This is a genomic window from Arthrobacter sp. NyZ413 (assembly GCF_049390645.1).
Taxonomy (GTDB): domain Bacteria; phylum Actinomycetota; class Actinomycetes; order Actinomycetales; family Micrococcaceae; genus Arthrobacter.
This window is the reverse complement of sequence record NZ_CP155434.1, coordinates 3378825-3399741: the sequence shown is the minus strand read 5'-3', so window position 1 is coordinate 3399741 and position 20917 is coordinate 3378825. Positions and strand designations below refer to the sequence as shown.

The window sequence follows — 20917 nt, the reverse complement described above, 5'->3', positions numbered from 1 at the left end:
CGGCCTGTCCCGGCCCGATAGGGTTGAAGCATGACAATTAACCCGGATTTGCAGGGCCGCAGCTACCCTGCCGCAGAGGTGTATGACGTCGGCCGCGAGAAGATCCGGGAATTCGCCCGGGCCGTGAAGGCCACGCACCCTGCCCATTTCGACGTCGAGGCCGCCCAGGCCCTCGGCCACAGCGACCTCGTCGCTCCGCCGACCTTCGCCATCATCGTCGCCCAGCGTGCCGATGCCCGGCTGATCGAAGACCCCGACTCCGGAATCGATTTCAGCCGCGTGGTCCACGCCGACCAGCGCTTCACCCATCACCGCGCGATCGTCGCGGGCGACCAACTGCGGGCAGAACTGCACGTCGACGGCGTCCGCGCGATGGGCGGCGGGGCGATGATCACCACGCGTTCGGAAATCACCGACGCCGACGGCGGTCCGGTCGCCACTACCATCTCGTCCATCCTGGTCCGCGGAGAGGGGCAGTAACCATGGCTTTGAAATTTGAAGAACTCGCGGTCGGCCAGGATATCGGCAGCAGGAGCATCGACGTCACCCGCCAGGACCTCGTCAAGTACGCAGGTGCCTCCGGCGACTTCAACCCGATCCACTGGAACGAATCCTTCGCCGCGTCGGTGGAGCTCCCGGGAGTCATCGCCCACGGCATGTTCACGATGGGTTCCGCTGTGCAGTTGGTGAGCGACTGGGCCGGCGACCCTGCCGCCGTCGTCGACTACCAGACGCGGTTCACCAAACCGGTGCTGGTCACCGACACCACCGGAACGAGCGAGCCGGGCGCCGTGATTGAAGTGGCCGGAGTGGTGGGCGCGCTCGACGGCGATGCCCGCACCGCGCGCATTGACCTGACGGTCACGTTCGGCGGCCAGAAAGTCCTGATGAAGTCCCAGGCCGTTGTGAAGCTCGCTTGAGCGCGCTGAAAGAACCGGCATCTGGCGCCACCGCGACGGATTTGGCGCGGTGGCCCGTGATGCGGTCGGTGGGGGCGGTGGATCCCCGCTAGGCTGGTTGGGTGATCCAAACGATGCTTTCCGACCTGACCACCTCCGCAGTCGGCGGCCCTGCCGGCGCTTTCGTGGAGGCGCGCAGCGAAGCGGAAATCATCGACGCCGTCCGTTCGGCAGACGCGGCAGGGGAGCGCCTGCTCATCGTCGGCGGGGGATCCAACCTCCTGGTTTCCGACGACGGGTACTCGGGCACGGTGCTCAAGATCGCTTCCGAGGGGTTCGAAGTGAATTCCGAGGACAGCTGCGGCGGCGTCTCCGTGGTGGTCCAGGCCGGGCACAACTGGGACTCGCTCGTGGAGCATTCCGTACTGCACGCCTGGTCCGGGCTGGAGGCCCTTTCCGGCATCCCGGGCGCCACAGGTGCCACCCCGGTACAGAATGTGGGGGCGTACGGCGCCGATGTTTCACAGACCATCGCAGCCGTGCGCACATGGGACCGCGAGCGGAACGCGGTCCAGACGTTCACGAACTCCGAGCTCAAGTTCGGCTACCGGGACTCAATCCTCAAGCAGACCACGGTGGACGGTTCACCCCGCTACGTTGTGTTGACGGTTGAATTCCAACTGCCCCTCGGACGGATGAGCGCCCCCATCCGCTATGCGGAGCTTGCGAAGGTCCTGGGAGTCGAAGCCGGCAAACGTGCCTATTCAAACGACGTGCGCCGCGAGGTGCTCCGCCTGCGCGCCTCAAAGGGAATGGTGCTGGATCCCGCGGACCGCGATACCTATTCCACCGGTTCCTTCTTCACCAATCCGATCGTTCCGGCTTCGGCTTCGGAATCGCTTCCCGGCTCCGCCCCGCGTTATCCGGCCGGCGCCGATGGCCTGGTGAAGCTTTCGGCGGCGTGGTTGATCGACCAGGCCGGTTTTGGGAAAGGCTTCGGCCTGGATCCCGCGAGCGTTTCGGGCGGCCGGGCGTCGCTGTCCACCAAGCACACCTTGGCTATCACCAACAGGGGCGGGGCCTCGGCTTCGGACATGGTGGCGATCGCACGCGAGGTGCGCCGCGGCGTCGTCGAGCGCTTTGGCATCGAACTGCACCCCGAGCCGCTGCTGATCGGCGTGGCGCTGTAAGTCGCGCGACAAAAAGCGCCCCTCAGGAACCGCTCAGCGTTTTCCGATGTGCAGGACTTTGTTGAGGAGCAGGAAAGTCAGCCCGCAACTGGACGCCCCCAGGAGGAAGATCTGGCTGAACGCGACGCTCTGCGGGGAGGGTCCGCCGGGGGACATCCAACCGGCGGTCGCGAAGCCGACCACGCCGAGGAGCATCACGACGGCGGCGAGCAGGAAGCTGCGCACCTGGTCGGCCGCGCTGGCTTGGAAACCCGATTCCGGGTTGTCGACTTCCCGATCGCCTGAAGGCTGGCACGCGGCTGCCAGACCGAGGAAGACAGCCGCGGCACCAGTTGCGATGAGACCGATTTGCTGCACGGTTTCCATGGAGGGCGACAACCGCACTCCCGCACCAACGGCTATGGCCAAGCCGCAGACAAGCCCGACGGCGGCAGCGCACCAGCCGGCGGCCGCTAGCCGACGGCTGAGCGGCCGGAGTAACGGACCCAACTCACCGAACAGCATGCCCTCAGCCTAAAAGGGCCCGCTGGAAGGCCGCTGGGAGTGCCATGGGAGTTGCTCAGGTACCTGAATCGAGGACTGAAGCTGTCCGCCAGCCAGCCTATGATGAGCGCATGGCAGCTTTGGCGAAGGTCCATGTCACCCCGAAGGTCGTCGGCAGGCTCCGTCTCGCGAGCCAACGGCTGCTCGGCGGATTCTCAAGCGTGGAAGACTGCGTGTCCGGGATGGGCGCCATGCAGGCGCAGGACCTCGCCTCGGCATTTTGGGCTGTGGGGCAGCGGGTTCCGCGTTCAGGGCTTTCGAACGTCCTCGAGTCACTGGAAAACGGCACGGTAGTTCGCTCCTGGCCCATGCGTGGAACATTGCACCTTGTTCCGCCCCGGAACCTCCGCTGGATCCTCGCGATCACCACCGATCGCATCATGCGCTCGGCCGCGACGCGCCACCGGGAACTCGGCATCACGGAAGCCGACATCGGGGTGTGCCGGGACCTCGCCTTGGAACGCGTCTCCGGCAGCCCCGGTGCCACTCGTGAGGAACTTTTCAAGATTTTCGAATCCGCGGGCCAGCCAACCGCTGCCCAGCGCGGCATCCACTTGCTGTGGATTCTTTGCCAGAACGCGTGGTTGGTGCAGGGACCGCCCGCGGGTATGGGCGGCAAGGCGCTTGGGCAGCAGCTGTTCGTGGCCTTCGATGAGTGGATTCCGGGATCCCGGGCGGTGGACCGCGAGGAGGGGATCGCCGAGTTCCTGCTCACGTACCTGCGCAGCCACGGTCCGGCTACGCTTTCCGACTTCGCCTGGTGGACCCGGATCCCCAAGGCCGAGGTCAAGGCCGCGCACGAGGCGATCCGGTCCGAACTTGTCGAGCTCGCCGTCGGCGACGTGTCCTATTGGCTCACGCACGAAACGGCCGCGCTGCTCGACGACGGCGTTCCCGGCGCGCGCACCGTGCTCGCCTTGCCGGGATTCGATGAATTCCTGCTCGGGTACACGGACCGGAGCCTCGTCCTGCCGCCCGTACATTTCGAGAAGGTGGTCCCGGGTGGCAACGGCGTTTTCAAACGGATGATCGTGTCCGGCGGGGAAATAGTCGGTACCTGGGCGCGGACCGGAAACGGCCGCAGCGCCGCCGTTGAAGCTGAGCCTTTCGTGGCGGACGGATTAAGCCCGGCAGCGCGGCGTTCCTTCGAAATCCAGGCAGCGAAGTACCGGCGGTTCATGGAACGGTGACGGGAACGGTCAATGAAACCGCCAGCCGGGCCGCAAGCCTTAAACGCCATCGGCCCGCCGCCTCGTTGGAGGCAGCGGGCCGATGTAGGTGCGATACCGGCTAGAGCGTGCCGGTGGCGATCTTCAGCATGCGGCGCAGCGGCTCGGCCGCACCCCAGAGGAGCTGGTCGCCCACCGTGAAGGCGCTGATGTACTCAGGACCCATTTCAAGCTTGCGGATGCGGCCGACCGGGATGTCCAAGGTTCCGGATGCGGCGACGGGGGTGAGGTCCGCCATGGACGCTTCCTTGGTGTTGGGAACCACCTTGGCCCATTCGTTGTCCGTGTCCAGGAGCTTCTCGATATCTGCCACGGACAAGTCTTCGCGCAGCTTGAGCGTCAGGGCCTGGGAGTGGGAACGCATGGCGCCGATGCGGACGCAGAGGCCGTCCATGGCGATGTGGTCCTTGCCTTCGGTGCCCTTGCCGGTGCCGAGGATCTTGTTGGTTTCCACCCCGGCCTTCCATTCTTCCTTGGACTGGCCGTTGCCGAGGTCGGCGTCGATCCAGGGGATCAGGGATCCTGCGAGGGGTACGCCGAACTGGGTGGCGTCCACGCCGGTGCGCTGGGTTGCCAGGACCTTGCGGTCGATTTCCAGGATGGCTGAAGCGGGATCTTCCAGTTCGCTGCTGACCTCGCGGTTGAGGGTCCCGAACTGGTTGAGCAGCTCCCGCATGTGGCGGGCGCCGCCGCCGGACGCGGCCTGGTAGGTCATGGAAGTGCCCCACTCCACCAGGTTGTTCTTGAAGAGGCCGCCGAGACCCATCAGCATGCACGAGACCGTGCAGTTGCCGCCGATGTAGTCCTTTACTCCGGAGGACAGGCCTTCGTCGATGACATCGCGGTTGATGGGATCCAGGACGATGATGGAATCGTCGTTCATGCGCAGGGTGGACGCGGCGTCGATCCACAGGCCGTCCCAGCCTCGGCCGCGGAGTTCTCCGTGCACCTGCTTGGTGTAGTCGCCGCCTTGGGCGGTGACAATAATCGGCAGCTTGGCAAGCGTCTCAATATCGAACGCATTCTCGAGCTTGCCTGTGCTGCCCTCTGCTGTACCAGCGAGGGTGGGCGCGGCACCTCCCGCGTTCGAGGTGGAGAAAAATACCGGGTTGATGGTGGCGAAGTCTCCCTCTTCCTGCATGCGGTGCATCAGGACGGAACCGACCATGCCACGCCAACCGACCAGTCCGACGGACGGATTAGCTGCTGTAGTCATTTGAACAGTCTAAACTTTCGGGACGCCGGACCGCTGTCGGTTACGTCACCAACCCGGGGCGGCACCCGCGTAGCGGAGCAGCGGTACTACTTTCCGGCGTCGGGCTCTTCCAGCATCGCCGCTTTGCGGGCCCGCAAGGCGTAAAACGCCCCGAACGTGAAGACCTGGGTGACCACCACCAGCACGATGAGCCCCAGGATCTTGTTGCCGCCGAGGATCATGGTCAGGCCGATGATCGCGGACAACAAAGCGAAAAGCGGCAGCAGCATGTAGCCCAGCACGAACAGCGTCTCGGGTTTCTTCAGCATCATCAGTCTTCCGTCCGGCGCCACGTGGCGATCCGGTAGTTGGTGCCGTTGCTGGACGTCAGCCAGCCCTCGGCGGGTTGGGTCGCCTCCAGGCTCCAGGCCGCGCCGAAGTCCGGGGCGAAAGTGTCGCCGTCGGTATCCGAATCGATCACCGTAACCACGGCGACATCTGCGATGTCCATCGACTGCCGGTAGATCTCGCCGCCGCCGATGATCCAGACGTTTCCGTTGCCGGGCGCGAATTGGGACTCCAAAAGGGCGGCATCAAGGGAAGAAACCACGACGGCGCCACTTGCCTCGGGCGAGTCCGCCCAGTTCTCCTGCCGGGTCACCACGATGTTGGTCCGGCCGGGCAATGGGCGGAACTTTTCCGGGAACGACTCCCACGTCTTGCGGCCCATGATGACGGGGTGGCCCTTTGTCAGGGAGCTGAAGTGCTTCAAGTCTTCGGGGACGTGCCACGGCATGGTGCCGTCCTTGCCGATCACTCCACGGGCCGTTTGCGCCCACACCAAGCCGATGCCGGCCGCGGGTTCAGTGGATCCTTCGGAGGGAGGGCCCTGGGGGAAGTTTTCCTGGGTGCTCATACTGCCACGGGTGCCTTGATCGAGGGGTGGTGCCGGTAGCCGACCACTTCGAAGTCCTCGAAGGTGTAGTCGAAGATCGAGTCCGGCTTGCGGGTGAAGCGAAGCTGCGGATACTCGTACGGCTCGCGGGAGAGCTGCTCCGTGACCTGCTCCACGTGGTTGTCATACACATGGACGTCGCCGCCGGTCCAGACAAAGTCCCCGGGTTCGAGCCCGAGTTGTTGGGCCACCATGCACGTCAGGAGCGCGTAGGAGGCGATGTTGAAGGGGACGCCGAGGAACATGTCCGCCGAGCGCTGGTACAACTGGCAGGACAGCTTGCCGTCCGCCACGTAGAACTGGAAGAACGCGTGGCACGGCGGCAGTGCCATGTCCTTGATCCCGGACACGTTCCAGGCCGAGACGATGTGGCGCCGGGAGTCCGGGTTGGCCGCAAGCCCCTTCATGAGCTCGGAAATCTGGTCGATGTGGCCGCCGTCGGGAGTCGGCCAGCTACGCCACTGGACGCCGTAGACCGGGCCGAGTTCGCCGTCGGTATCTGCCCATTCGTCCCAAATGGTGACGCCCTGCTCCTGGAGCCACTTCACGTTCGACTCGCCCCGGAGGAACCACAAGAGCTCCAGCGCGATCGACTTGAAATGAACCCGCTTGGTGGTGACCAGCGGGAATCCCTGGCCAAGATCGAAGCGGATCTGGCGGCCGAAGACGCTTCTCGTGCCCGTGCCAGTGCGGTCCGACTTGTGCGTTCCGCCGTCCATGACGTCGCGCAGGAGGTCTTCATAGGGGGTTGGGATGCTCACGCAACAAGCTTACTTGAGCTGTTGCGGGAGCGCGCTTCAGTCGTCGAAAGCTTTGATTTGCTCCACGGCCACCACGCGTTGGCTGTTGGCCTGGGCCACGTGGCACACGATCATCTCGCCCGGGGCCAAGTACGGATCCTGCGTGGGCAATGCGCCCGCGAGTTCCGGTCCCATGTGCTCGGCGAGTGCCTTCAACATCGTGGGAAGGACGGGCCTGTGGGTGCACACGACTGCTGGGCGCTGCTTATCGAACAAGCCCTCGACGACGGCGGCGGCCTTCTTGGGGCTGCGCTGGTGGCTGTGCTCGGTGAGGGCGTCCACGAGTTTGACCTTGGCGCCGAAGGACCTCGCATAGGGGGCGATGGTCGATACGCAGCGGGTCCATGGGCTGCTGATGACACGGCCAGGACGCCACACTCCGAGGAGCCGCTCCACCGCGACGGCCTGGCGCAGTCCGGTCACTGCCAACGGACGGCTGCCTTCCGCCTTCGTCCACGAGGACCGGGGCTTGGCTTTGGCGTGCCGAACGAGGATCAAGGGCCAGGTTTCCAGCTCCCCGTTCAGATGCGCCTTTTCCAGCGCTTGGAGGGGTGCGAGGTCCGTGGGGTTGCTCAGGAACCGCGCTGCCTTGTCCGGCGCGGCCCACAAGTAGGCGTCCACTTCATCGCCGTCGGGCTTGATGGTGGAACCGTTGACCCGCATGGCCCAGTAATGGACTACTTTCAAACCCGCCGCCACATGGTAATGGGTTGGGGGCAAAGGGATCCCCAAGGGCGCCTCGAGGCCGATCTCCTCCCTGATCTCCCGGGAGGCGCACTCCGGAATCGTCTCTCCCACATCGAGCTTGCCCTTGGGCCAGGACCAATCGTCGTATTTGGGCCGATGGATCAGCAGGACCTCAAGGGAGCCCCTCGTGACGCGCCAAGGAAGGGCGCCGGCCGCCGTGACGGCGATTGGTTCCCCCGGATGGTCCGTTTGGTCGGCAACAGGCGTATCGCTGTTCAACTTCGTCGCTGCCTACCGCCGGGCAACTGCGCGTTGGCGGGACCTGGATGCAAGCAGCCAGGACTGGATGTCCAGCAGTGGTTCGCCGTCGCCGTCCAGGTGGAAACGGGTCCAATTGCCCTCGTTGTCCAAGTGCCAGCTCGCCGTAGCGGGGTCCAGGTAGCGGTCCAACAGCTCCAGGACCTCCGCGGTGTCTTCGCGGCTTGCGAGCTGGACCAAGGCTTCCACCCTGCGGTCGAGGTTTCGGTGCATCATGTCCGCGGAACCGATGTAGACCACGGGTTCGCTGCCGTTGGCAAACGCGAAGACGCGCGAGTGCTCGAGGAAACGGCCGAGGATGGAGCGGACAGTGATGTTCTCGCTCAGTCCCGGCACCCCGGGGCGGAGGGAGCAGATGCCGCGGACAATCACATCGACCTTCACGCCCGCCTGGGAAGCCCGGTAGAGGGCATCGATGATGGCCTCGTCCACCATGGAATTGACCTTGATCTGGACCCTGGCCGGGATACCGGCCCGGGCATTGCGGATCTCGGTTTCAATCCTCTCGATGAGCCCGGAGCGCACTGAACGCGGGGCAACGAGGAGCCGCTTGAACGTGGACTTGGGCGCGTAGCCGGAAAGCTGGTTGAAGAGCTTGGACAGGTCCTCGCCCACTTGCTCGTTCGAGGTCAGCAGCCCAAGGTCCTCGTAGTACCGAGCCGTGCGAGGGTGGTAGTTGCCCGTACCGATGTGGCAATAGCGGCGGAGGCCATCGACTTCCTGGCGGACCACAAGGGAAAGCTTGCAGTGGGTCTTGAGTCCCACGATGCCGTAGACCACGTGGACGCCGGCCTGCTCGAGCTTGCGGGCCCAGGAAATGTTGGCCTGCTCATCGAAGCGGGCCTTGATTTCCACAAGCGCCAGGACTTGCTTGCCGGCCTCGGCGGCGTCGATCAGGGCGTCCACGATCGGGGAATCGCCGGACGTGCGGTACAGGGTCTGCTTGATCGCCTGGACCTTGGGGTCGGAGGCCGCTTGCTCCAGGAAGGCCTGGACCGACGTCGAGAAGGAGTCGTACGGGTGGTGCAGCAGGATGTCCCGGCGACGCATGGCCGCGAAGACGTTGGCCGCCTTGGAGGTCTCGGATTCGTTCAAGTACCGGGAGGTGTGCGGAACGTGCTTAGGGTAATGCAGGTCCGCACGGTCGATCCCACCGATGACCGACAACCCACGGAGGTCCAGAGGGGCCGGAACCGAATAGACCTCGGACTCCTCGACGCCGAGTTCCCGGACCAGGAGGGCCCGGATGTTCGGGTTGATGTCCGTGGTGACCTCGAGGCGGACGGGCGGGCCGAAACGCCGGCGCAGCAGTTCCTTCTCGAGCGCCTGCAGGAGGTTCTCGGCGTCGTCCTCTTCAACCTCGACGTCTTCGTTGCGGGTAACCCGGAAGGTGTGGTGCTCCATGACTTCCATGCCCGGGAACAGCTTGTCCAAGTGGACGGCGATGACCTCTTCAAGGGCGATGAAACGGGCCACGCGGCCAGGGACGGCACCGGCGCGCGGTCCGTCGATGGAGATGAGCCGGGGCAGCTGGTCCGGAACCTTGACGCGGGCGAACAGTTCCTTGTCGCTCACAGGGTTCCGGACGATGACGGCCAAGTTCAGGGAAAGGCCGGAAATGTAGGGGAACGGGTGGGCCGGATCAACCGCGAGCGGGGTGAGGATCGGGAAGACCTTCTCGCCGAACATGATGCTCAAGCGGTGCTGCGCTTCGTCGTCGAGCTCGTCCCAACGCATCAGGTGGATGTGCTCGTAAGCCAGGGCCGGGCGGATCTGCTCGGCGAAAACGCGGGCGTGGCGCTCCTGCAGCTTCTGGGCGGCCTCACCGATCTGTTCCAGGACTTCGACCGGGCTCAGGCCGGCGGGGGAGGGCACCGCGAGCCCGGTGGCGATGCGGCGCTTCAAGCCCGCGACGCGCACCATGAAGAACTCATCCAGGTTCGAGGCGAAAATCGACAGGAAGTTGACCCGTTCCAGCAGGAAGAGGTCCGGATCCTCGGCGAGCTCAAGGACGCGTGCGTTGAAGGCGAGCCAGCTCAGTTCGCGGTCCAGGAAACGGTCCGGACTGATATCGCCTTCCGGGACCAAAGACGGCGCAAATTCCGGAATGTCGATGCGGTCCTGCGTAGCCCGCGCAGCCGGGACTTCGGATGACCCGAAGCGGGGAGGCAAGGTTGCGCCCTTGACCTCGGTTTTGGCGGTTCCGACCGGGTCCGGATTCATCGGGCTCTCCTTCGTTCAGAGCAGGTGTTCTTCAACCCTACAAGGATTCCACGTGCCGGAAACCCAGATGTCGCAAGCTTTCAGGTTCGCCGATGCCTGCGGTTACATTTGGGTTAACGGCCCGTACATGACGTCCACGTCCCAGCGTACGAATCCCAGCTTCTGGTAGAGGGCAACCGCGGCCGTGTTGTCGGCGTCCACGTACAGCATCACCGAATGCAGGTCATGGCCTTGCAAGTACCTGATTCCCGCGACAGTGAGTGCCTTGCCGAGCCCCATGCCCTGGGCTGCGGGAGTCACGCCGACCACGTAGACCTCGCCGATGGCCGGATGCGGACCTTGCCTCGGATGCACCTTCGTCCAATGGAAGCCGAGCAACTCACCCTCACGGTTCACAGCCAGCAGGAAACCCGCGGGATCGAACCAATCCTCGTCCATCCGCGCGTCCAGGTCCGCGCGCGTGAGCGAACCTTGCTCCGGGTGGTGCGAGAAGGCGGCCTTGTTCGCCGCGAGCCAGGCGGCCTCGTCCTGTCCCGGCACGAAGGCGCGCAGGGAGACTCCGTCCGGCAGCCCGACGTCGGGCAGTTCCGCGGTTGAGGACATGAGGCGCATCTTCCACAACTCGCGCACCGGACCGTAGCCGTAACGGTCGGCGAGATCGGCAGCGGCCTCATGGTTGCCGTGCGACCACGCGGTGAGCCCCTCGAAGCCGCGCTCGTCACGAAGCGAGTTCAGCAGCCTCCCGGAGACGCCCTGGTTCCGGTATGTCGGGTGGACCGCCATTTCCACCACCCCGGTTCCGTCTTCAGCTTCAACGACGACGGCGATCCCGGCCAGGTCCTGTCCGCTCACCGGATCGGACTGCTCGTCCGGCGCGTAGAGCGCAAGAGACGTCAGCGAGTGGTCGCCGGCGTCAGCCCCGCGCAACATGACGAGGGTTTGTTCGGACAGCGGCGGGTTGCCGTCCGACTCTTCCGCAGCGGCCGCGAGGGTTTTGATGTCCCTCAGCAGTTCGCCGTCCGGGGCGCCTTTGACAATGAGGACGGGCCAGTTCTCCGGGTGTGCAGGGCTCATGCTGCAAGGCTATACGTCCGGCGCCGGTTTGGCGGGATGGATTTTGCGGGCGACGCCCGGGCCGTGTAAGGTCTATAACTCGTCCGGCTTGCAAAGCGGGATGCGAGGGGGATCCACCAGTGGGGTGGCCTCGATACGTTCGACCCGTATGTCCTCCACTTTGCCCGGCAGGAAGCTGCCGGCAATAAAACATGAAAGCAGGCCCGGACTTCATGAGTCCGGGCCTGCTTTGTGATTGTCGGTTTCGCGGCGCGTTACGCCTCCGAGAGTTCATCCTCCGGCAGCCGGACGAGCGTCAGCCGGTAACCCACGTTGCGGACCGTGCTGATGAGGTTTTCGTGGTCAGGGCCAAGCTTGGCGCGAAGCCTCCGGACGTGTACGTCCACCGTGCGGGTGCCGCCGTAGTAGTCGTACCCCCACACTTCGGTCAGGAGCTGTTGGCGGGTGAAGACCCTCCCCGGATGCTGGGCGAGGTACTTCAGGAGCTCGAACTCCTTGAAGGTCAGGTTCAGTGCCTGCCCGTTGACCCGCGCCGTATAGCTTGTCTCGTCGATCACGACGCCGGCCGCCCGGATTTCGCTCTGCGGCTCCTCTTCGCCGGGGACGGCGCGGGCCATGGCCAGCCGGATGCGGGCTTCCACTTCAGCCGGTCCCGCGGAATCGAGGACGATGTCATCCACCGACCATGCCGAGGAAACGGCGGCCATGCCGCCTTCGGTCAGGATCAGGATGATCGGGGCGCTCAGGCCCGTGGCTTTCAGGAGCTGGGTGAGCGAACGCGCGCCCACCAGGTCCTTGCGCGCATCGAGGAAGACGACGTCGGTGGGATCCGTTTCCAGCAAAGCCGTGGGCTCCGCCGGAAGGATGTGAACGCGATGGTTCAAGAGTTCAAGCGCAGGCAGGATGTCTACCGACGAGCCGGTGCTGTTCGTCAGGAGCAGGATGTGCGACATATTTCCTCCAAGGGCGGTCGGCGCATCATCGGGCGTCTGAACCGGGTTTCCACCGGCCGGTAGCTCCTCGTATCCGGCGTGGTCCCGTTGTAACGGAAACCGTGCTTTTAGAAGCGCTGTTGACAACCGAGTATACCTAACAGCCCTTTCCACGTCAGGGATTAGTGACACCTTCGGTTCCCTTTTGCGACATATTTGAGCCACATAGGGCAGGATTGGCAAGAGGCCAAAGGCATGTTGATGTTGGAACGAAAAGTCAGGGACACTGTGAAGTCTTGGAGCATCGGGGTCGTCGGCCTCGTGGCGCTCGCGGTCATCGTGGCCGGTACCTACGGTCCGCCTGCAGTAATGGTGGCCATCGGGGTCCTCGCCGCTGCCGCCGTCGGGGTGGGATGGCCCCACTTCCTGGCCGTCCCCGCGAAGAAGACGCTCGCCACGGTCATCGGCTTGAGCGGGGCGGGCTCCGCCGTCGCTTCCGCCTTCGTCCCGCCGCCCGGATTCCTTGACGCGACTCCGGCCTTCATCGGCGCAGGGGTCGTGGCTGTCTTCGTGGTCCAGTTGATCCGGGGTACGGGCCAGGCCCAAAGGCTCGAGTCGACCCTTGGAAGCTGCGCCGGCGTGCTCTTGAGCTGCCTCGGCGCGGGCTGGATTGCCGGGGCGCGGTTCAACGGCATCAAGGAAATGGTGCTGGTGGCGGGCCTCAGTGCCGCTGTCGCCTTGCTCGCGGGACTGCTCCGCTGGCCGGACCGGGTGGTGGCGCCCTTGGGCATCGTCGCGGCAGGATTGGTGGCGCCACTCGCGGGACTTGTCTTTTCCGACATTTCCATCGTGCCGGCCATCGTCTTCGGCGTGGTGGTCGGTTCCGTCCTGGTCAGTTTCCGGCGGATGGTCACGCTGCGGCTCGGCCGGCTGAATTTCGCCGCGGTCCTGGGCATGGGCGTCGCTCCCGTGTGGGCGGTGGGCGCCTTGTCCTACTTCATCGACAAACTACTCATCTACTAACGGTTAGGATGGCATCATGTCCGTTCTTGCATATGAAATCTTCTTCCTTGTCCTCCTGACCATCGCCGGCCTCTCGATGGCGTGGTTCGCCGGCTTTGTTGTCTACCGTCTCTTCCGGGGCCAGAAGTAGCGCCGAGGCACTCTTCGTTCCCGTCCCGCCCCTTGTTCCACTGAGGTAAATGCCGTGCCCATCGAAATTCCCACCGACCTGACCCCCGAACTGGTACCGCTTTCCTGGCTCATTGGTGAGTGGGAAGGCCGGGGACGGCTTGGGACCGGCGAGGAAGACTCGGAGCATTTCATCCAGCACGTCTCCTTTACCCACCACGGCCTGCCATACCTGGAGTACCGCGCGGAAAGCTGGCTCAGCGACGAGCACGGCACCAAGCTGCGGCCCTTGACGGTGGAAACCGGCTTTTGGGCCTTGGAGCGCAAAATGCTCGACGCCGACGGCGGTCCCGGCCTCACGCCGGCAGAGATCGTCCCCGTGATGAAGACCGCCGACGACGTCGAAGCCCTCCGCAATGCGGAAGGCGGATTCGATATCTCGGTGTCCATCGCGCATCCCGGTGGGATCAGCGAGCTGTATTACGGGCAGATCAAGGGCCCGCAAATCCAGATGAGCACCGACATGGTGATGCGCGGTGGCCACTCCAAGGAATACACTGCCGCCACACGCATCTTCGGCCTCGTAGACGGCAATCTATTGTGGCGCTGGGATGTGTCCACACCGGGTAAGTCGCTCGAGGCCCATGCTTCGGCTTTTCTGAACAGGGTCTCGTAGGGGTACGCAACCTCGCTGATCGCCCGGTTCCGCAGCTCGAACCGAGGAGCAGCAAGTGAACGAAGCAGCAAAACCTGCCAGCTACGACGACCTCAAAGCCGTTTTCTTCAACGGCACGCTCAAGCCGTCCCCGCAAGTGAGCAATACGGACGGCGTCATCGCCATCAGCCGGCGGATCATGGAAAAACAAGGCGTCAGCACGCGCCTCATCCGGACCGTGGACCACGATATTGCGGCCGGGGTGTATCCGGACATGCGCGAACATGGCTGGGCCTCGGACGAGTGGCCGGAACTGTATCCGGCGGTCCAGGAAGCCGACATCGTGGTGGTGGCCGGGCCCATCTGGCTGGGTGACAATTCTTCCCAGACCAAGAAACTCATTGAGCGGCTCTACGCCCACTCCGGGCAACTCAACAGCAAGGGCCAGTGGGCTTTCTACCCGAAGGTCGGCGGCTGCCTGATCACCGGTAACGAAGACGGAATCAAGCATTGCGCCATGAACGTCCTGTACAGCTTGCAGCATGTGGGCTTCACCATCCCGCCCCAGGCCGATGCGGGCTGGATCGGACCGGTCGGCCCCGGCCCGAGCTACCTCGATGAAGGATCCGGCGGCCCGGAGAGCGACTTCACCAACCGGAATGCCACCTTCATGACCTGGAACCTGCTGCACTTCGCCCGGATGCTCAAGGACGCCGGAGGCATTCCCGCTTACGGCAACCTCCCGGATGAATGGAAAGCCGGTACCCGCTTCGATTTCGAAAACCCGGAATACCGCTGAGCCCCAAGGACTTCTACTACATATGACTTACAAGAGCCCACTATTGTCGCGCCCTGGAGCCGTCGAAGGCGGCGGCGAGGATTCCGGCGTCGCGGCCCACTACGGGGAGCCCCTCCGTGAGCAGCGCGCACTCGCCGCTGGTACCGCCGTCGTCGACCTTTCCTACCGGGGTGTGGTGACGGTTGCCGGACCGGACCGCCTCAGTTGGCTCAACACACTGTCTTCACAGCAGGTCACCAACCTCCAGCCGGGCACCTCGAGTGAACTGTTGCTCCTCACCATCCAAGGGCGCATCGAATTCGACGCCCGTGTTGTGGACGACGGCGAGACGACGTGGTTGCTCGTGGAGGCGGCCGAGGCGGCGCCGCTGGCCGAGTGGCTTACCAAGATGAAGTTCATGCTGCGGGTCGAAGTGGCGGATGTCTCGGCGGATTGGGCGGTCGTCGGCTCCACCAAGGCGGTTGACGCGTGGTCCGGGCGCCTCGTGTGGGAGGACCCCTGGCCGCATATCGGGGCCGGGGGATACTCCTACAGCCTGGTCAGCGAAGACTCGCACCCGGGCCTGGAGCGGCCGTGGTTCGAGTACCTCATTCCGGCCGCCGAGCTTGAGTCCGCCGTAGAGGGGATGGCCCTTGCAGGATCGATGGCCGCCGACGCGCTCCGCATTGCGGCGTGGCGGCCGCGCTTCGGGGCGGAAACGGACGAGAAGACCATCCCGCACGAGCTCGATCTCCTGCGGACCTCGGTGCATCTCGCCAAAGGCTGCTACAAAGGCCAGGAAACCATCGCCCGCGTCCACAACTTAGGACACCCGCCCCGCCGGCTCGTCTTCCTCCAACTGGACGGATCGCAGCACACGCTTCCTGCGGCCGGAAGCTCCGTATTTGCCGGGGAACGCAAGGTGGGTACCCTGACATCTGTGGCCCAGCACTTCGAAATGGGGCCGGTAGGATTGGCGCTCATCAAGCGGTCTGTCGACCCCGGTGAAGTGCTGACCGTCCTGGATGGCGATGAACCTTACCCCGCTGCCCAGGAAGTAATCGTTGCGCCCGACGCCGGACAGGTCGTGGGGCGCCAGACCGGATTCCTGAAGGGACCCCACCGATGAGCGAGACCAACGGCGCCGATGCCGAGACCATGAGCGAGGATGACGAAGCCATTGCCCTGGCGCACACCCTGTTCGACGCCGCCCGGGAAGGTAATTCCGAACTGCTTCGCAGCTACCTCAATGCCGGCGCGCCTGCCCGAATGACCAATGCCGCCGGGGATTCGCTCCTCATGCTGGCCGCTTATCACGGCCACGCGGAAACCGTTCAGCTGCTGCTCCACCACGGTGCCGATACGAACGCGGCCAACGATCGGGGCCAGACGCCGTTGGCCGGAGCCGTCTTCAAGGGCTACAGCGAGGTGGCCCGCGTCCTGATCGACGCCGGGGCGGATCCCGACGCCGGCAGCCCCACAGCGCGCGAGGCCGCCCGGATGTTTGCCCGCACGGACATTCTCGAATTGCTCGGGTAGGCTTCCGGGCTCCGTTTCGACGGTTCCCGGCGCGCTAGGTGTTCGTAAGCGTCGAATGTGCAGGGAATCGTCGGAACCGGGCAAACTTGTCGCCGATTATTCCATGTGGAATAGTTGAGATGGAATAATTCGGATGGAGGAGTGATGGCGAAAGTTTCGTTGACCCCACTCGGTGTCGCCGCGCTCGCCCTCCTCGTCGAAGCGCCAATGCATCCTTACGAGATGTACCAGCTCCTGATGGCACGGCAGGAAGACCGATTGGTCAAAGTCCGGCCGGGAACGCTGTACCACGCAGTGGGAAGGCTTGAAGAGGCTGGCTTGGTGGAAGCCGCGGGAATCGACAGGGCAGGCAACCGGCCCGAGCGCACTACCTACCGGATCACGGGGACTGGCCGGGAGGCCTTGACCGAGCGCCTCCGGAGCATGCTCGCCGAACCCGTGAACGAATACCCCAGCTTCCCGCACGCGATCGCCGAGGCACACAACCTGCCATCCGGCGTCGTGGTTGAACTCCTCGACCAGCGCGTGGCGAGCCTCGAGCAGCAACTCGACTTCCTGCACCGCGGTGAGGAGTCGGTCGTCGAGCGGGGCATTGAACGCAGGTTCTGGCTCGACGTCAAGTACCAGCAATCCATGCTGCGGACCGAAATTGATTGGATCCGCGGCTTCCAGGACGAGCTCCGCAGCGGGCAGCTCCCATGGTAACCAGCCATCCGGCTCCCCATCCCGCAAGAAAACAGTCAAAGGAATCCCATGGAAAACGTCACTAAACCGTGGCCCGCACTATGGTCCCTCGTGGTCGGGTTCTTCATGATCCTGATCGACACCACCATCGTCTCCGTGGCCAACCCGCGGATCATGGAGGGCCTGCACACTGACATCAACGCCGTCATTTGGGTGACGAGCGCCTACCTCCTCGCCTATGCAGTGCCGCTGCTGATCACCGGGCGGCTTGGCGACCGTTTCGGACCGAAAAACCTTTACCTGATCGGCCTGGTTGTCTTCACGCTCGCGTCATTGTGGTGCGGGCTCTCGGGCGACATCGGCACGTTGATCACCGCCCGTGTGATCCAGGGCATCGGCGCAGCCATGATGACGCCGCAGACAATGGCCGTCATCACTCGTATCTTCCCGCCGGACCGTCGTGGCGCTGCCATGGGCCTCTGGGGAGCCACCGCGGGCATGGCGATCCTGGTGGGACCGATCCTTGGCGGTGTCCTGGTTGACGGCTTCGGCTGGCAGTGGATCTTCTTCATCAACGTACCGATCGGCATCGTCGGATTCATCCTGGTGACCCGGCTCGTGCCGAAGCTGACCACGCACAGCCACAAGTTCGACGTCCTGGGCGTGCTGTTGTCGGCCGCCGGGATGTTCCTGCTGGTGTTCGGCATCCAAGAGGGGCAAAGCTACAAGTGGGGAACCGTGGCCGGACCCATCTCCGTGTGGGGCTTGATCATCGCGGGCCTCGTTGTCCTTGCGGTATTTGTCGTGTGGCAATGGGTGCTGGAACGCCGGGGCGGCGAGCCCTTGCTGCCTTTGGGTTTGTTCAAGGACCGCAACTTCTCGCTGGGCAACGCCACCATCATGTCGGTAGGCTTCACAATCACCGCTTTCCCCTTGCCCACCATTTTCTACTACCAAGTAGTCCGGGGCCTGACGCCCACGCAGTCGGCATTGCTCATGATTCCGATGGCCGTGATTTCCGGCGGCTTGGCACCCGTCGTCGGACGCTTGATCGACCGGATCAATCCGCGCTGGTTTGCCGCCTTCGGGCTTGTCTGCTTGTCCGGCGCGCTGTTCTGGACGGGGTCCCTCCTGAAGCCGGATACTGCCATCTGGATGTTCTTGTTGCCTAGCGCCCTCCAGGGCGTGGCGAACGGCTTCATCTGGGGTCCGGTCTCCAACGCCACCACGCGCAACCTCCCGCCGCGCCAAGCGGGCGCGGGTTCCGGCGTCTTCAATACGACGCGCCAGATCGGTGCCGTACTGGGATCGGCCGCGATTGCCGCGCTGATCCAGGCCCGGCTCGCGGTGGAGCTGCCCGCGGCGCCTCCCGGTGCGTCTCCGGCCGGCGAGAGCGGCTTCACCGGTGCCTTGCCTCCGTTCCTGCACGAGGGCTTCTCGACGGCGATGAGCCAGTCGGTCTTGCTGCCCGCCTTCGCGATCCTGGTGGGTGCGGCCGTGGCGCTGTTCTACGCCAAGCCGAAGGTGGTTCAGGGCTGGGGTGCCGCGCCTTCCAAGGAAGAGGCGCGTACGGGTGATGGCCAGCCCGAGGCCGTATCGCGCGACGGCGGCCAGCGGAACCGCTGATTTGCGCGAAGTGCCGGCAGCCACCCTAAAGGGGTGCCTGCCGGCCTTTTGCGTCCTGCACGCTTTAGCGGAGCAGGACGGAAGTCTGGATGCCGCCGTCGACGAATCCGAGGCGGCGGGCGAGCGCGAGCGATCCACGGTTGTCCAACGCCGTCCGCCATTGAAGGGTGAGCCCGGAGGCCAGCGCTTCGTGGGCCGCAATCGAGGCGGCCAGTGTTCCCAATCCTTGTCGGCGGAGTTCCGGCGGCACCAGGACGCCCATGTCCGCGAGGATCCCTTCCCATTCGGCGTACGCCGCGCATGCCACCGGCTGGCTTTCCGAATCGTTGCCGTCCATCACGGTGAAATGGTGGTCCATCCGTGTGAGGTGGACTTCGTTGACATCGTCCGGAGGGCACTTGCCTTCGAGTTCCAGCGCTTCGGGATGACCGTGGGAAACCGTGACTTCTCCTCCGGGCTGGAAGAGCGGCAGGTCGTCGGCAAAGAGCAGCGCGGACGTCCCGAGGCCGTGGCCGCCGTGGTCCCGGCTGAGCCTCAGGAGCGCTGAGTGTTCACTCAGCTCATCGTCCGGGAGGTCGACGGCGGCCGCCACCGCCCACGCCGGCGCCACCAATGCGGAGCGGCCGAAGAGCCGGACGAACGTGATGGACTCGGCTTCGTCGTCCTCCCGTACCAGCCGCTCTCCGGTGCGCGCGGCGAGCGATCCGCTGACGAAACTGAAGGCCTCGTCGTCGAATCCAAGATGACGGGCCCAGGCCAACAGCACAATTTCGGCTGATCCCGCTTCAAGTTCCATGCATCGAGTCTATTCAGTGCGGCAAAAGAAGGAGCAAGCAGGCACATCGCGTGCTTGCTTGCTCCTTGGGGTGCGTTTGAAACGGCAGTAAAGCCGGCCCAGGCGAGCGGCGCCGCCTTAGCCGAACAGGACGGCGGCTTCGTCGTAGCGGTGCTGGGGGACGGTCTTGAGCTTGCCGAGGGCGGCGTCGAATTCGACGTGCTCGATGTCGGTTCCTTTGAGGGCCACCATGGTTCCCCACCGGCCTTCGACCACGGAATCGATGGCGGCCATGCCGAGGCGGGTGGCGAGGACCCGGTCGAAGGCCGAGGGGACGCCGCCGCGTTGGATGTGTCCCAGGATCGTGGCACGGGTTTCGATGCCGGTGCGGGCCTCGATCTCCGGAGCCAACTGGTCGGCGATGCCGCCGAGGCGCGGGCGGCCGAAGGTGTCCAGGCCGCGTTCGGAATGAGGCGCCTCCATGTGGTCCGGCACGAAGCCTTCGGCTACGACCACGAGGGGTGCGCGGCCGCGGTCGTGGGCTTCCTGGACCCATTTGGAGATTTGTTCGATGCTGACCTTTTGTTCCGGGATGAGGATCGCGTGGGCGCCGGAGGCCATGCCGGCGTGCAGGGCGATCCAGCCGACGTGGCGGCCCATGACTTCGGCGATCATGCAGCGGTGGTGCGATTCGCCCGTGGTGCGGAGCCGGTCGATGGCCTCGGTGGCGATCTGTACTGCGGTGTCGAACCCGAAGGTGTAGTCGGTGGCGTCGAGGTCGTTGTCCACGGTCTTGGGCACGCCGACGATCTTCAGTCCGGCGTCGGTGAGCCGCTTCGCCGCGGCGAGGGTCCCTTCGCCGCCGATCGCGATAATGGCGTCGATGCCGAGCCGTTCCATGTGGGCCTTGATGACGTCCGGGCCGCCGCCGTTTTCGAACGGGTTGGTGCGGGAGGTACCCAGGATGGTGCCGCCCTGCTTGGCGATGCCGCGGACCATGGTCCGGGGGATGGGAATGACGTCGCCCTGCACTACTCCGCGCCATCCGTCGCGGAAACCGACGAATTCCTGGCCGTGGATCGCGATGCCTTTGAGTACGGCACCGCGGATGACGGCGTTCAGTCCGGGGCAGTCGCCACCGCTGGTAAGGATTCCAATTTTCATGAGGGCTCAAATCCTGGCTAGGAGGTATACGTGCGGAGCGCCACGCTGAGCTCACAACGATTGTAGGCGGCAATGTGGGGTAGGACACAAACCATGACTGCCTCCGGCGATGAGAGTCCGGAAACGCAATTGAAATATCACCGGGTCCCGGACCCCGCCCTGCGCGCGGCAAAAAACCGGCGCCCCACCAAGTAAGTGGGGCGCCGGTGGGCCTTCACGGCCTGCTGGATGATGTCGTTTGGTCGAGCGCTATGTGCCCTGCGAACGCTGGTTCAGGAACGATTCCAAGGCGATGGTGCCGTTCTGGTTGGGTAGCAGCAGCCAGGCAACCACGTAAATCCCAATGGCTGGTCCCGGCAAGAGGCAGAAGATGAGGTAGCCGATCCGGACGTACGCCACGTCAATGTTGAATTTGGCGGCAATGCCTCCGCAGACGCCTCCAAGCCAACGCTGCGGACCGCGCGTCAGGCCTATGCTCCGTACGATGCTGAAGAACTTGTTCATGGCTAGAGCCTTCCCT

At 64.6% G+C, this 20917-nt stretch carries 23 protein-coding genes; 11 read left to right on the top strand and 12 right to left on the bottom strand.

What is annotated here, in order from left to right:
• Positions 1 to 30: 30 nt before the first annotated feature.
• The 3 genes from ABCW42_RS15885 to ABCW42_RS15875 all read left to right on the top strand — a co-directional run bounded on the left by ABCW42_RS15885 (position 31) and on the right by ABCW42_RS15875 (position 2089).
• Positions 31 to 480, top strand: coding sequence for an FAS1-like dehydratase domain-containing protein (locus ABCW42_RS15885; RefSeq protein WP_423182094.1), 450 nt, complete (start codon positions 31 to 33; stop codon positions 478 to 480).
• Between the two features lie 2 nt (positions 481 to 482).
• Positions 483 to 920: a MaoC family dehydratase gene (locus ABCW42_RS15880; protein WP_423182093.1), complete on the top strand. Its 438-nt coding sequence runs from the start codon at positions 483 to 485 to the stop codon at positions 918 to 920.
• Positions 921 to 1021: 101 nt separating this feature from the next.
• Positions 1022 to 2089 carry a UDP-N-acetylmuramate dehydrogenase gene (locus ABCW42_RS15875; protein ID WP_423182092.1) on the top strand — a complete coding sequence of 356 codons (1068 nt, stop codon included), beginning with the start codon at positions 1022 to 1024 and terminating at the stop codon, positions 2087 to 2089.
• Between the two features lie 33 nt (positions 2090 to 2122).
• Here ABCW42_RS15875 and ABCW42_RS15870 read toward each other — a convergent pair whose 3' ends face one another.
• Positions 2123 to 2593: a hypothetical protein gene (locus tag ABCW42_RS15870; RefSeq protein ID WP_423182091.1), complete on the bottom strand. Its 471-nt coding sequence runs from the start codon at positions 2591 to 2593 to the stop codon at positions 2123 to 2125.
• A gap of 110 nt (positions 2594 to 2703) precedes the next feature.
• Between ABCW42_RS15870 and ABCW42_RS15865 the strand changes: the two genes are divergently transcribed.
• On the top strand, positions 2704 to 3822 hold the full coding sequence (locus tag ABCW42_RS15865; RefSeq protein ID WP_423182090.1) for a winged helix DNA-binding domain-containing protein: 1119 nt from the start codon (positions 2704 to 2706) through the stop codon (positions 3820 to 3822).
• A 100-nt stretch (positions 3823 to 3922) separates the two neighbouring features.
• Here the strand turns inward: ABCW42_RS15865 and asd are convergent, their stop codons facing one another.
• The 8 genes from asd to ABCW42_RS15825 form a co-directional block, all read right to left on the bottom strand.
• Complete coding sequence (gene asd / locus ABCW42_RS15860) at positions 3923 to 5077, bottom strand: aspartate-semialdehyde dehydrogenase (RefSeq protein WP_423182089.1); 1155 nt, start codon at positions 5075 to 5077, stop codon at positions 3923 to 3925.
• An 86-nt stretch (positions 5078 to 5163) separates the two neighbouring features.
• On the bottom strand, positions 5164 to 5385 hold the full coding sequence (locus tag ABCW42_RS15855; protein ID WP_423184918.1) for an NF038396 family protein: 222 nt from the start codon (positions 5383 to 5385) through the stop codon (positions 5164 to 5166).
• A 2-nt stretch (positions 5386 to 5387) separates the two neighbouring features.
• Positions 5388 to 5972 carry a dihydrofolate reductase gene (locus ABCW42_RS15850; RefSeq protein WP_423182088.1) on the bottom strand — a complete coding sequence of 195 codons (585 nt, stop codon included), beginning with the start codon at positions 5970 to 5972 and terminating at the stop codon, positions 5388 to 5390.
• Positions 5969 to 6772, bottom strand: a complete 804-nt coding sequence (locus tag ABCW42_RS15845; protein WP_423182087.1) for a thymidylate synthase — start codon at positions 6770 to 6772, stop codon at positions 5969 to 5971. The genes ABCW42_RS15850 and ABCW42_RS15845 overlap by 4 nt, the downstream gene beginning before the upstream one ends.
• A gap of 36 nt (positions 6773 to 6808) precedes the next feature.
• Entirely contained in the window at positions 6809 to 7777 is a 969-nt protein-coding gene (locus ABCW42_RS15840; protein ID WP_423182086.1) for an NUDIX hydrolase, read from the bottom strand.
• Between the two features lie 12 nt (positions 7778 to 7789).
• Positions 7790 to 10039, bottom strand: a complete 2250-nt coding sequence (locus ABCW42_RS15835) for an RNA degradosome polyphosphate kinase (protein WP_423182085.1) — start codon at positions 10037 to 10039, stop codon at positions 7790 to 7792.
• Positions 10040 to 10141: 102 nt separating this feature from the next.
• Positions 10142 to 11113 (bottom strand): mycothiol synthase, encoded by a 972-nt coding sequence (mshD, locus tag ABCW42_RS15830; RefSeq protein ID WP_423182084.1) that lies wholly within the window; start codon positions 11111 to 11113, stop codon positions 10142 to 10144.
• Positions 11114 to 11367: 254 nt separating this feature from the next.
• Positions 11368 to 12066 (bottom strand): winged helix-turn-helix transcriptional regulator, encoded by a 699-nt coding sequence (locus ABCW42_RS15825; protein ID WP_423182083.1) that lies wholly within the window; start codon positions 12064 to 12066, stop codon positions 11368 to 11370.
• A gap of 267 nt (positions 12067 to 12333) precedes the next feature.
• Between ABCW42_RS15825 and ABCW42_RS15820 the strand changes: the two genes are divergently transcribed.
• The 7 genes from ABCW42_RS15820 to ABCW42_RS15790 all read left to right on the top strand — a co-directional run bounded on the left by ABCW42_RS15820 (position 12334) and on the right by ABCW42_RS15790 (position 18458).
• Complete coding sequence (locus tag ABCW42_RS15820; RefSeq protein ID WP_423184917.1) at positions 12334 to 13068, top strand: permease; 735 nt, start codon at positions 12334 to 12336, stop codon at positions 13066 to 13068.
• Between the two features lie 184 nt (positions 13069 to 13252).
• Positions 13253 to 13852: an FABP family protein gene (locus ABCW42_RS15815; protein WP_423182082.1), complete on the top strand. Its 600-nt coding sequence runs from the start codon at positions 13253 to 13255 to the stop codon at positions 13850 to 13852.
• Between the two features lie 55 nt (positions 13853 to 13907).
• Positions 13908 to 14630: a flavodoxin family protein gene (locus ABCW42_RS15810; protein WP_423182081.1), complete on the top strand. Its 723-nt coding sequence runs from the start codon at positions 13908 to 13910 to the stop codon at positions 14628 to 14630.
• 22 nt (positions 14631 to 14652) lie between these two features.
• Positions 14653 to 15738 carry a YgfZ/GcvT domain-containing protein gene (locus ABCW42_RS15805; RefSeq protein WP_423182080.1) on the top strand — a complete coding sequence of 362 codons (1086 nt, stop codon included), beginning with the start codon at positions 14653 to 14655 and terminating at the stop codon, positions 15736 to 15738.
• Complete coding sequence (locus ABCW42_RS15800) at positions 15735 to 16148, top strand: ankyrin repeat domain-containing protein (protein ID WP_423182079.1); 414 nt, start codon at positions 15735 to 15737, stop codon at positions 16146 to 16148. The genes ABCW42_RS15805 and ABCW42_RS15800 overlap by 4 nt, the downstream gene beginning before the upstream one ends.
• Positions 16149 to 16292: 144 nt before the next feature.
• On the top strand, positions 16293 to 16853 hold the full coding sequence (locus ABCW42_RS15795) for a PadR family transcriptional regulator (RefSeq protein ID WP_423182078.1): 561 nt from the start codon (positions 16293 to 16295) through the stop codon (positions 16851 to 16853).
• 48 nt (positions 16854 to 16901) lie between these two features.
• Positions 16902 to 18458, top strand: coding sequence for a DHA2 family efflux MFS transporter permease subunit (locus tag ABCW42_RS15790; protein ID WP_423182077.1), 1557 nt, complete (start codon positions 16902 to 16904; stop codon positions 18456 to 18458).
• A 64-nt stretch (positions 18459 to 18522) separates the two neighbouring features.
• On the opposite strand, the gene ABCW42_RS15785 is transcribed toward ABCW42_RS15790, so the two are convergent.
• From ABCW42_RS15785 to ABCW42_RS15775, 3 genes are all read right to left on the bottom strand, one after another.
• Positions 18523 to 19254: a GNAT family N-acetyltransferase gene (locus ABCW42_RS15785; RefSeq protein ID WP_423182076.1), complete on the bottom strand. Its 732-nt coding sequence runs from the start codon at positions 19252 to 19254 to the stop codon at positions 18523 to 18525.
• 117 nt (positions 19255 to 19371) lie between these two features.
• Entirely contained in the window at positions 19372 to 20397 is a 1026-nt protein-coding gene (locus ABCW42_RS15780; protein ID WP_133202399.1) for a 6-phosphofructokinase, read from the bottom strand.
• Positions 20398 to 20646: 249 nt separating this feature from the next.
• A complete protein-coding gene (locus ABCW42_RS15775) occupies positions 20647 to 20901 on the bottom strand; it encodes a PspC domain-containing protein (RefSeq protein ID WP_423182075.1) in 255 nt (84 codons plus the stop codon).
• Between the last annotated feature and the right edge of the window lie 16 nt (positions 20902 to 20917).

Excerpts from the sequence above, each read along its gene's own strand:
- ABCW42_RS15880 (WP_423182093.1), top strand. The coding sequence starts at position 483 with ATGGCTTTGAAATTTGAAGAACTCGCGGTCGGCCAGGATATCGGCAGC.
- ABCW42_RS15850 (WP_423182088.1), bottom strand. The coding sequence starts at position 5,972 with ATGAGCACCCAGGAAAACTTCCCCCAGGGCCCTCCCTCCGAAGGATCC.
- ABCW42_RS15835 (WP_423182085.1), bottom strand. The coding sequence starts at position 10,039 with ATGAATCCGGACCCGGTCGGAACCGCCAAAACCGAGGTCAAGGGCGCA.
- ABCW42_RS15865 (WP_423182090.1), top strand. The coding sequence starts at position 2,704 with ATGGCAGCTTTGGCGAAGGTCCATGTCACCCCGAAGGTCGTCGGCAGG.
- ABCW42_RS15855 (WP_423184918.1), bottom strand. The coding sequence starts at position 5,385 with ATGCTGAAGAAACCCGAGACGCTGTTCGTGCTGGGCTACATGCTGCTG.
- mshD (WP_423182084.1), bottom strand. The coding sequence starts at position 11,113 with ATGAGCCCTGCACACCCGGAGAACTGGCCCGTCCTCATTGTCAAAGGC.
- asd (WP_423182089.1), bottom strand. The coding sequence starts at position 5,077 with ATGACTACAGCAGCTAATCCGTCCGTCGGACTGGTCGGTTGGCGTGGC.
- ABCW42_RS15825 (WP_423182083.1), bottom strand. The coding sequence starts at position 12,066 with ATGTCGCACATCCTGCTCCTGACGAACAGCACCGGCTCGTCGGTAGAC.
- ABCW42_RS15795 (WP_423182078.1), top strand. The coding sequence starts at position 16,293 with ATGGCGAAAGTTTCGTTGACCCCACTCGGTGTCGCCGCGCTCGCCCTC.
- ABCW42_RS15805 (WP_423182080.1), top strand. The coding sequence starts at position 14,653 with ATGACTTACAAGAGCCCACTATTGTCGCGCCCTGGAGCCGTCGAAGGC.
- ABCW42_RS15800 (WP_423182079.1), top strand. The coding sequence starts at position 15,735 with ATGAGCGAGACCAACGGCGCCGATGCCGAGACCATGAGCGAGGATGAC.
- ABCW42_RS15790 (WP_423182077.1), top strand. The coding sequence starts at position 16,902 with ATGGAAAACGTCACTAAACCGTGGCCCGCACTATGGTCCCTCGTGGTC.
- ABCW42_RS15785 (WP_423182076.1), bottom strand. The coding sequence starts at position 19,254 with ATGGAACTTGAAGCGGGATCAGCCGAAATTGTGCTGTTGGCCTGGGCC.
- ABCW42_RS15780 (WP_133202399.1), bottom strand. The coding sequence starts at position 20,397 with ATGAAAATTGGAATCCTTACCAGCGGTGGCGACTGCCCCGGACTGAAC.
- ABCW42_RS15775 (WP_423182075.1), bottom strand. The coding sequence starts at position 20,901 with ATGAACAAGTTCTTCAGCATCGTACGGAGCATAGGCCTGACGCGCGGT.
- ABCW42_RS15870 (WP_423182091.1), bottom strand. The coding sequence starts at position 2,593 with ATGCTGTTCGGTGAGTTGGGTCCGTTACTCCGGCCGCTCAGCCGTCGG.
- ABCW42_RS15885 (WP_423182094.1), top strand. The coding sequence starts at position 31 with ATGACAATTAACCCGGATTTGCAGGGCCGCAGCTACCCTGCCGCAGAG.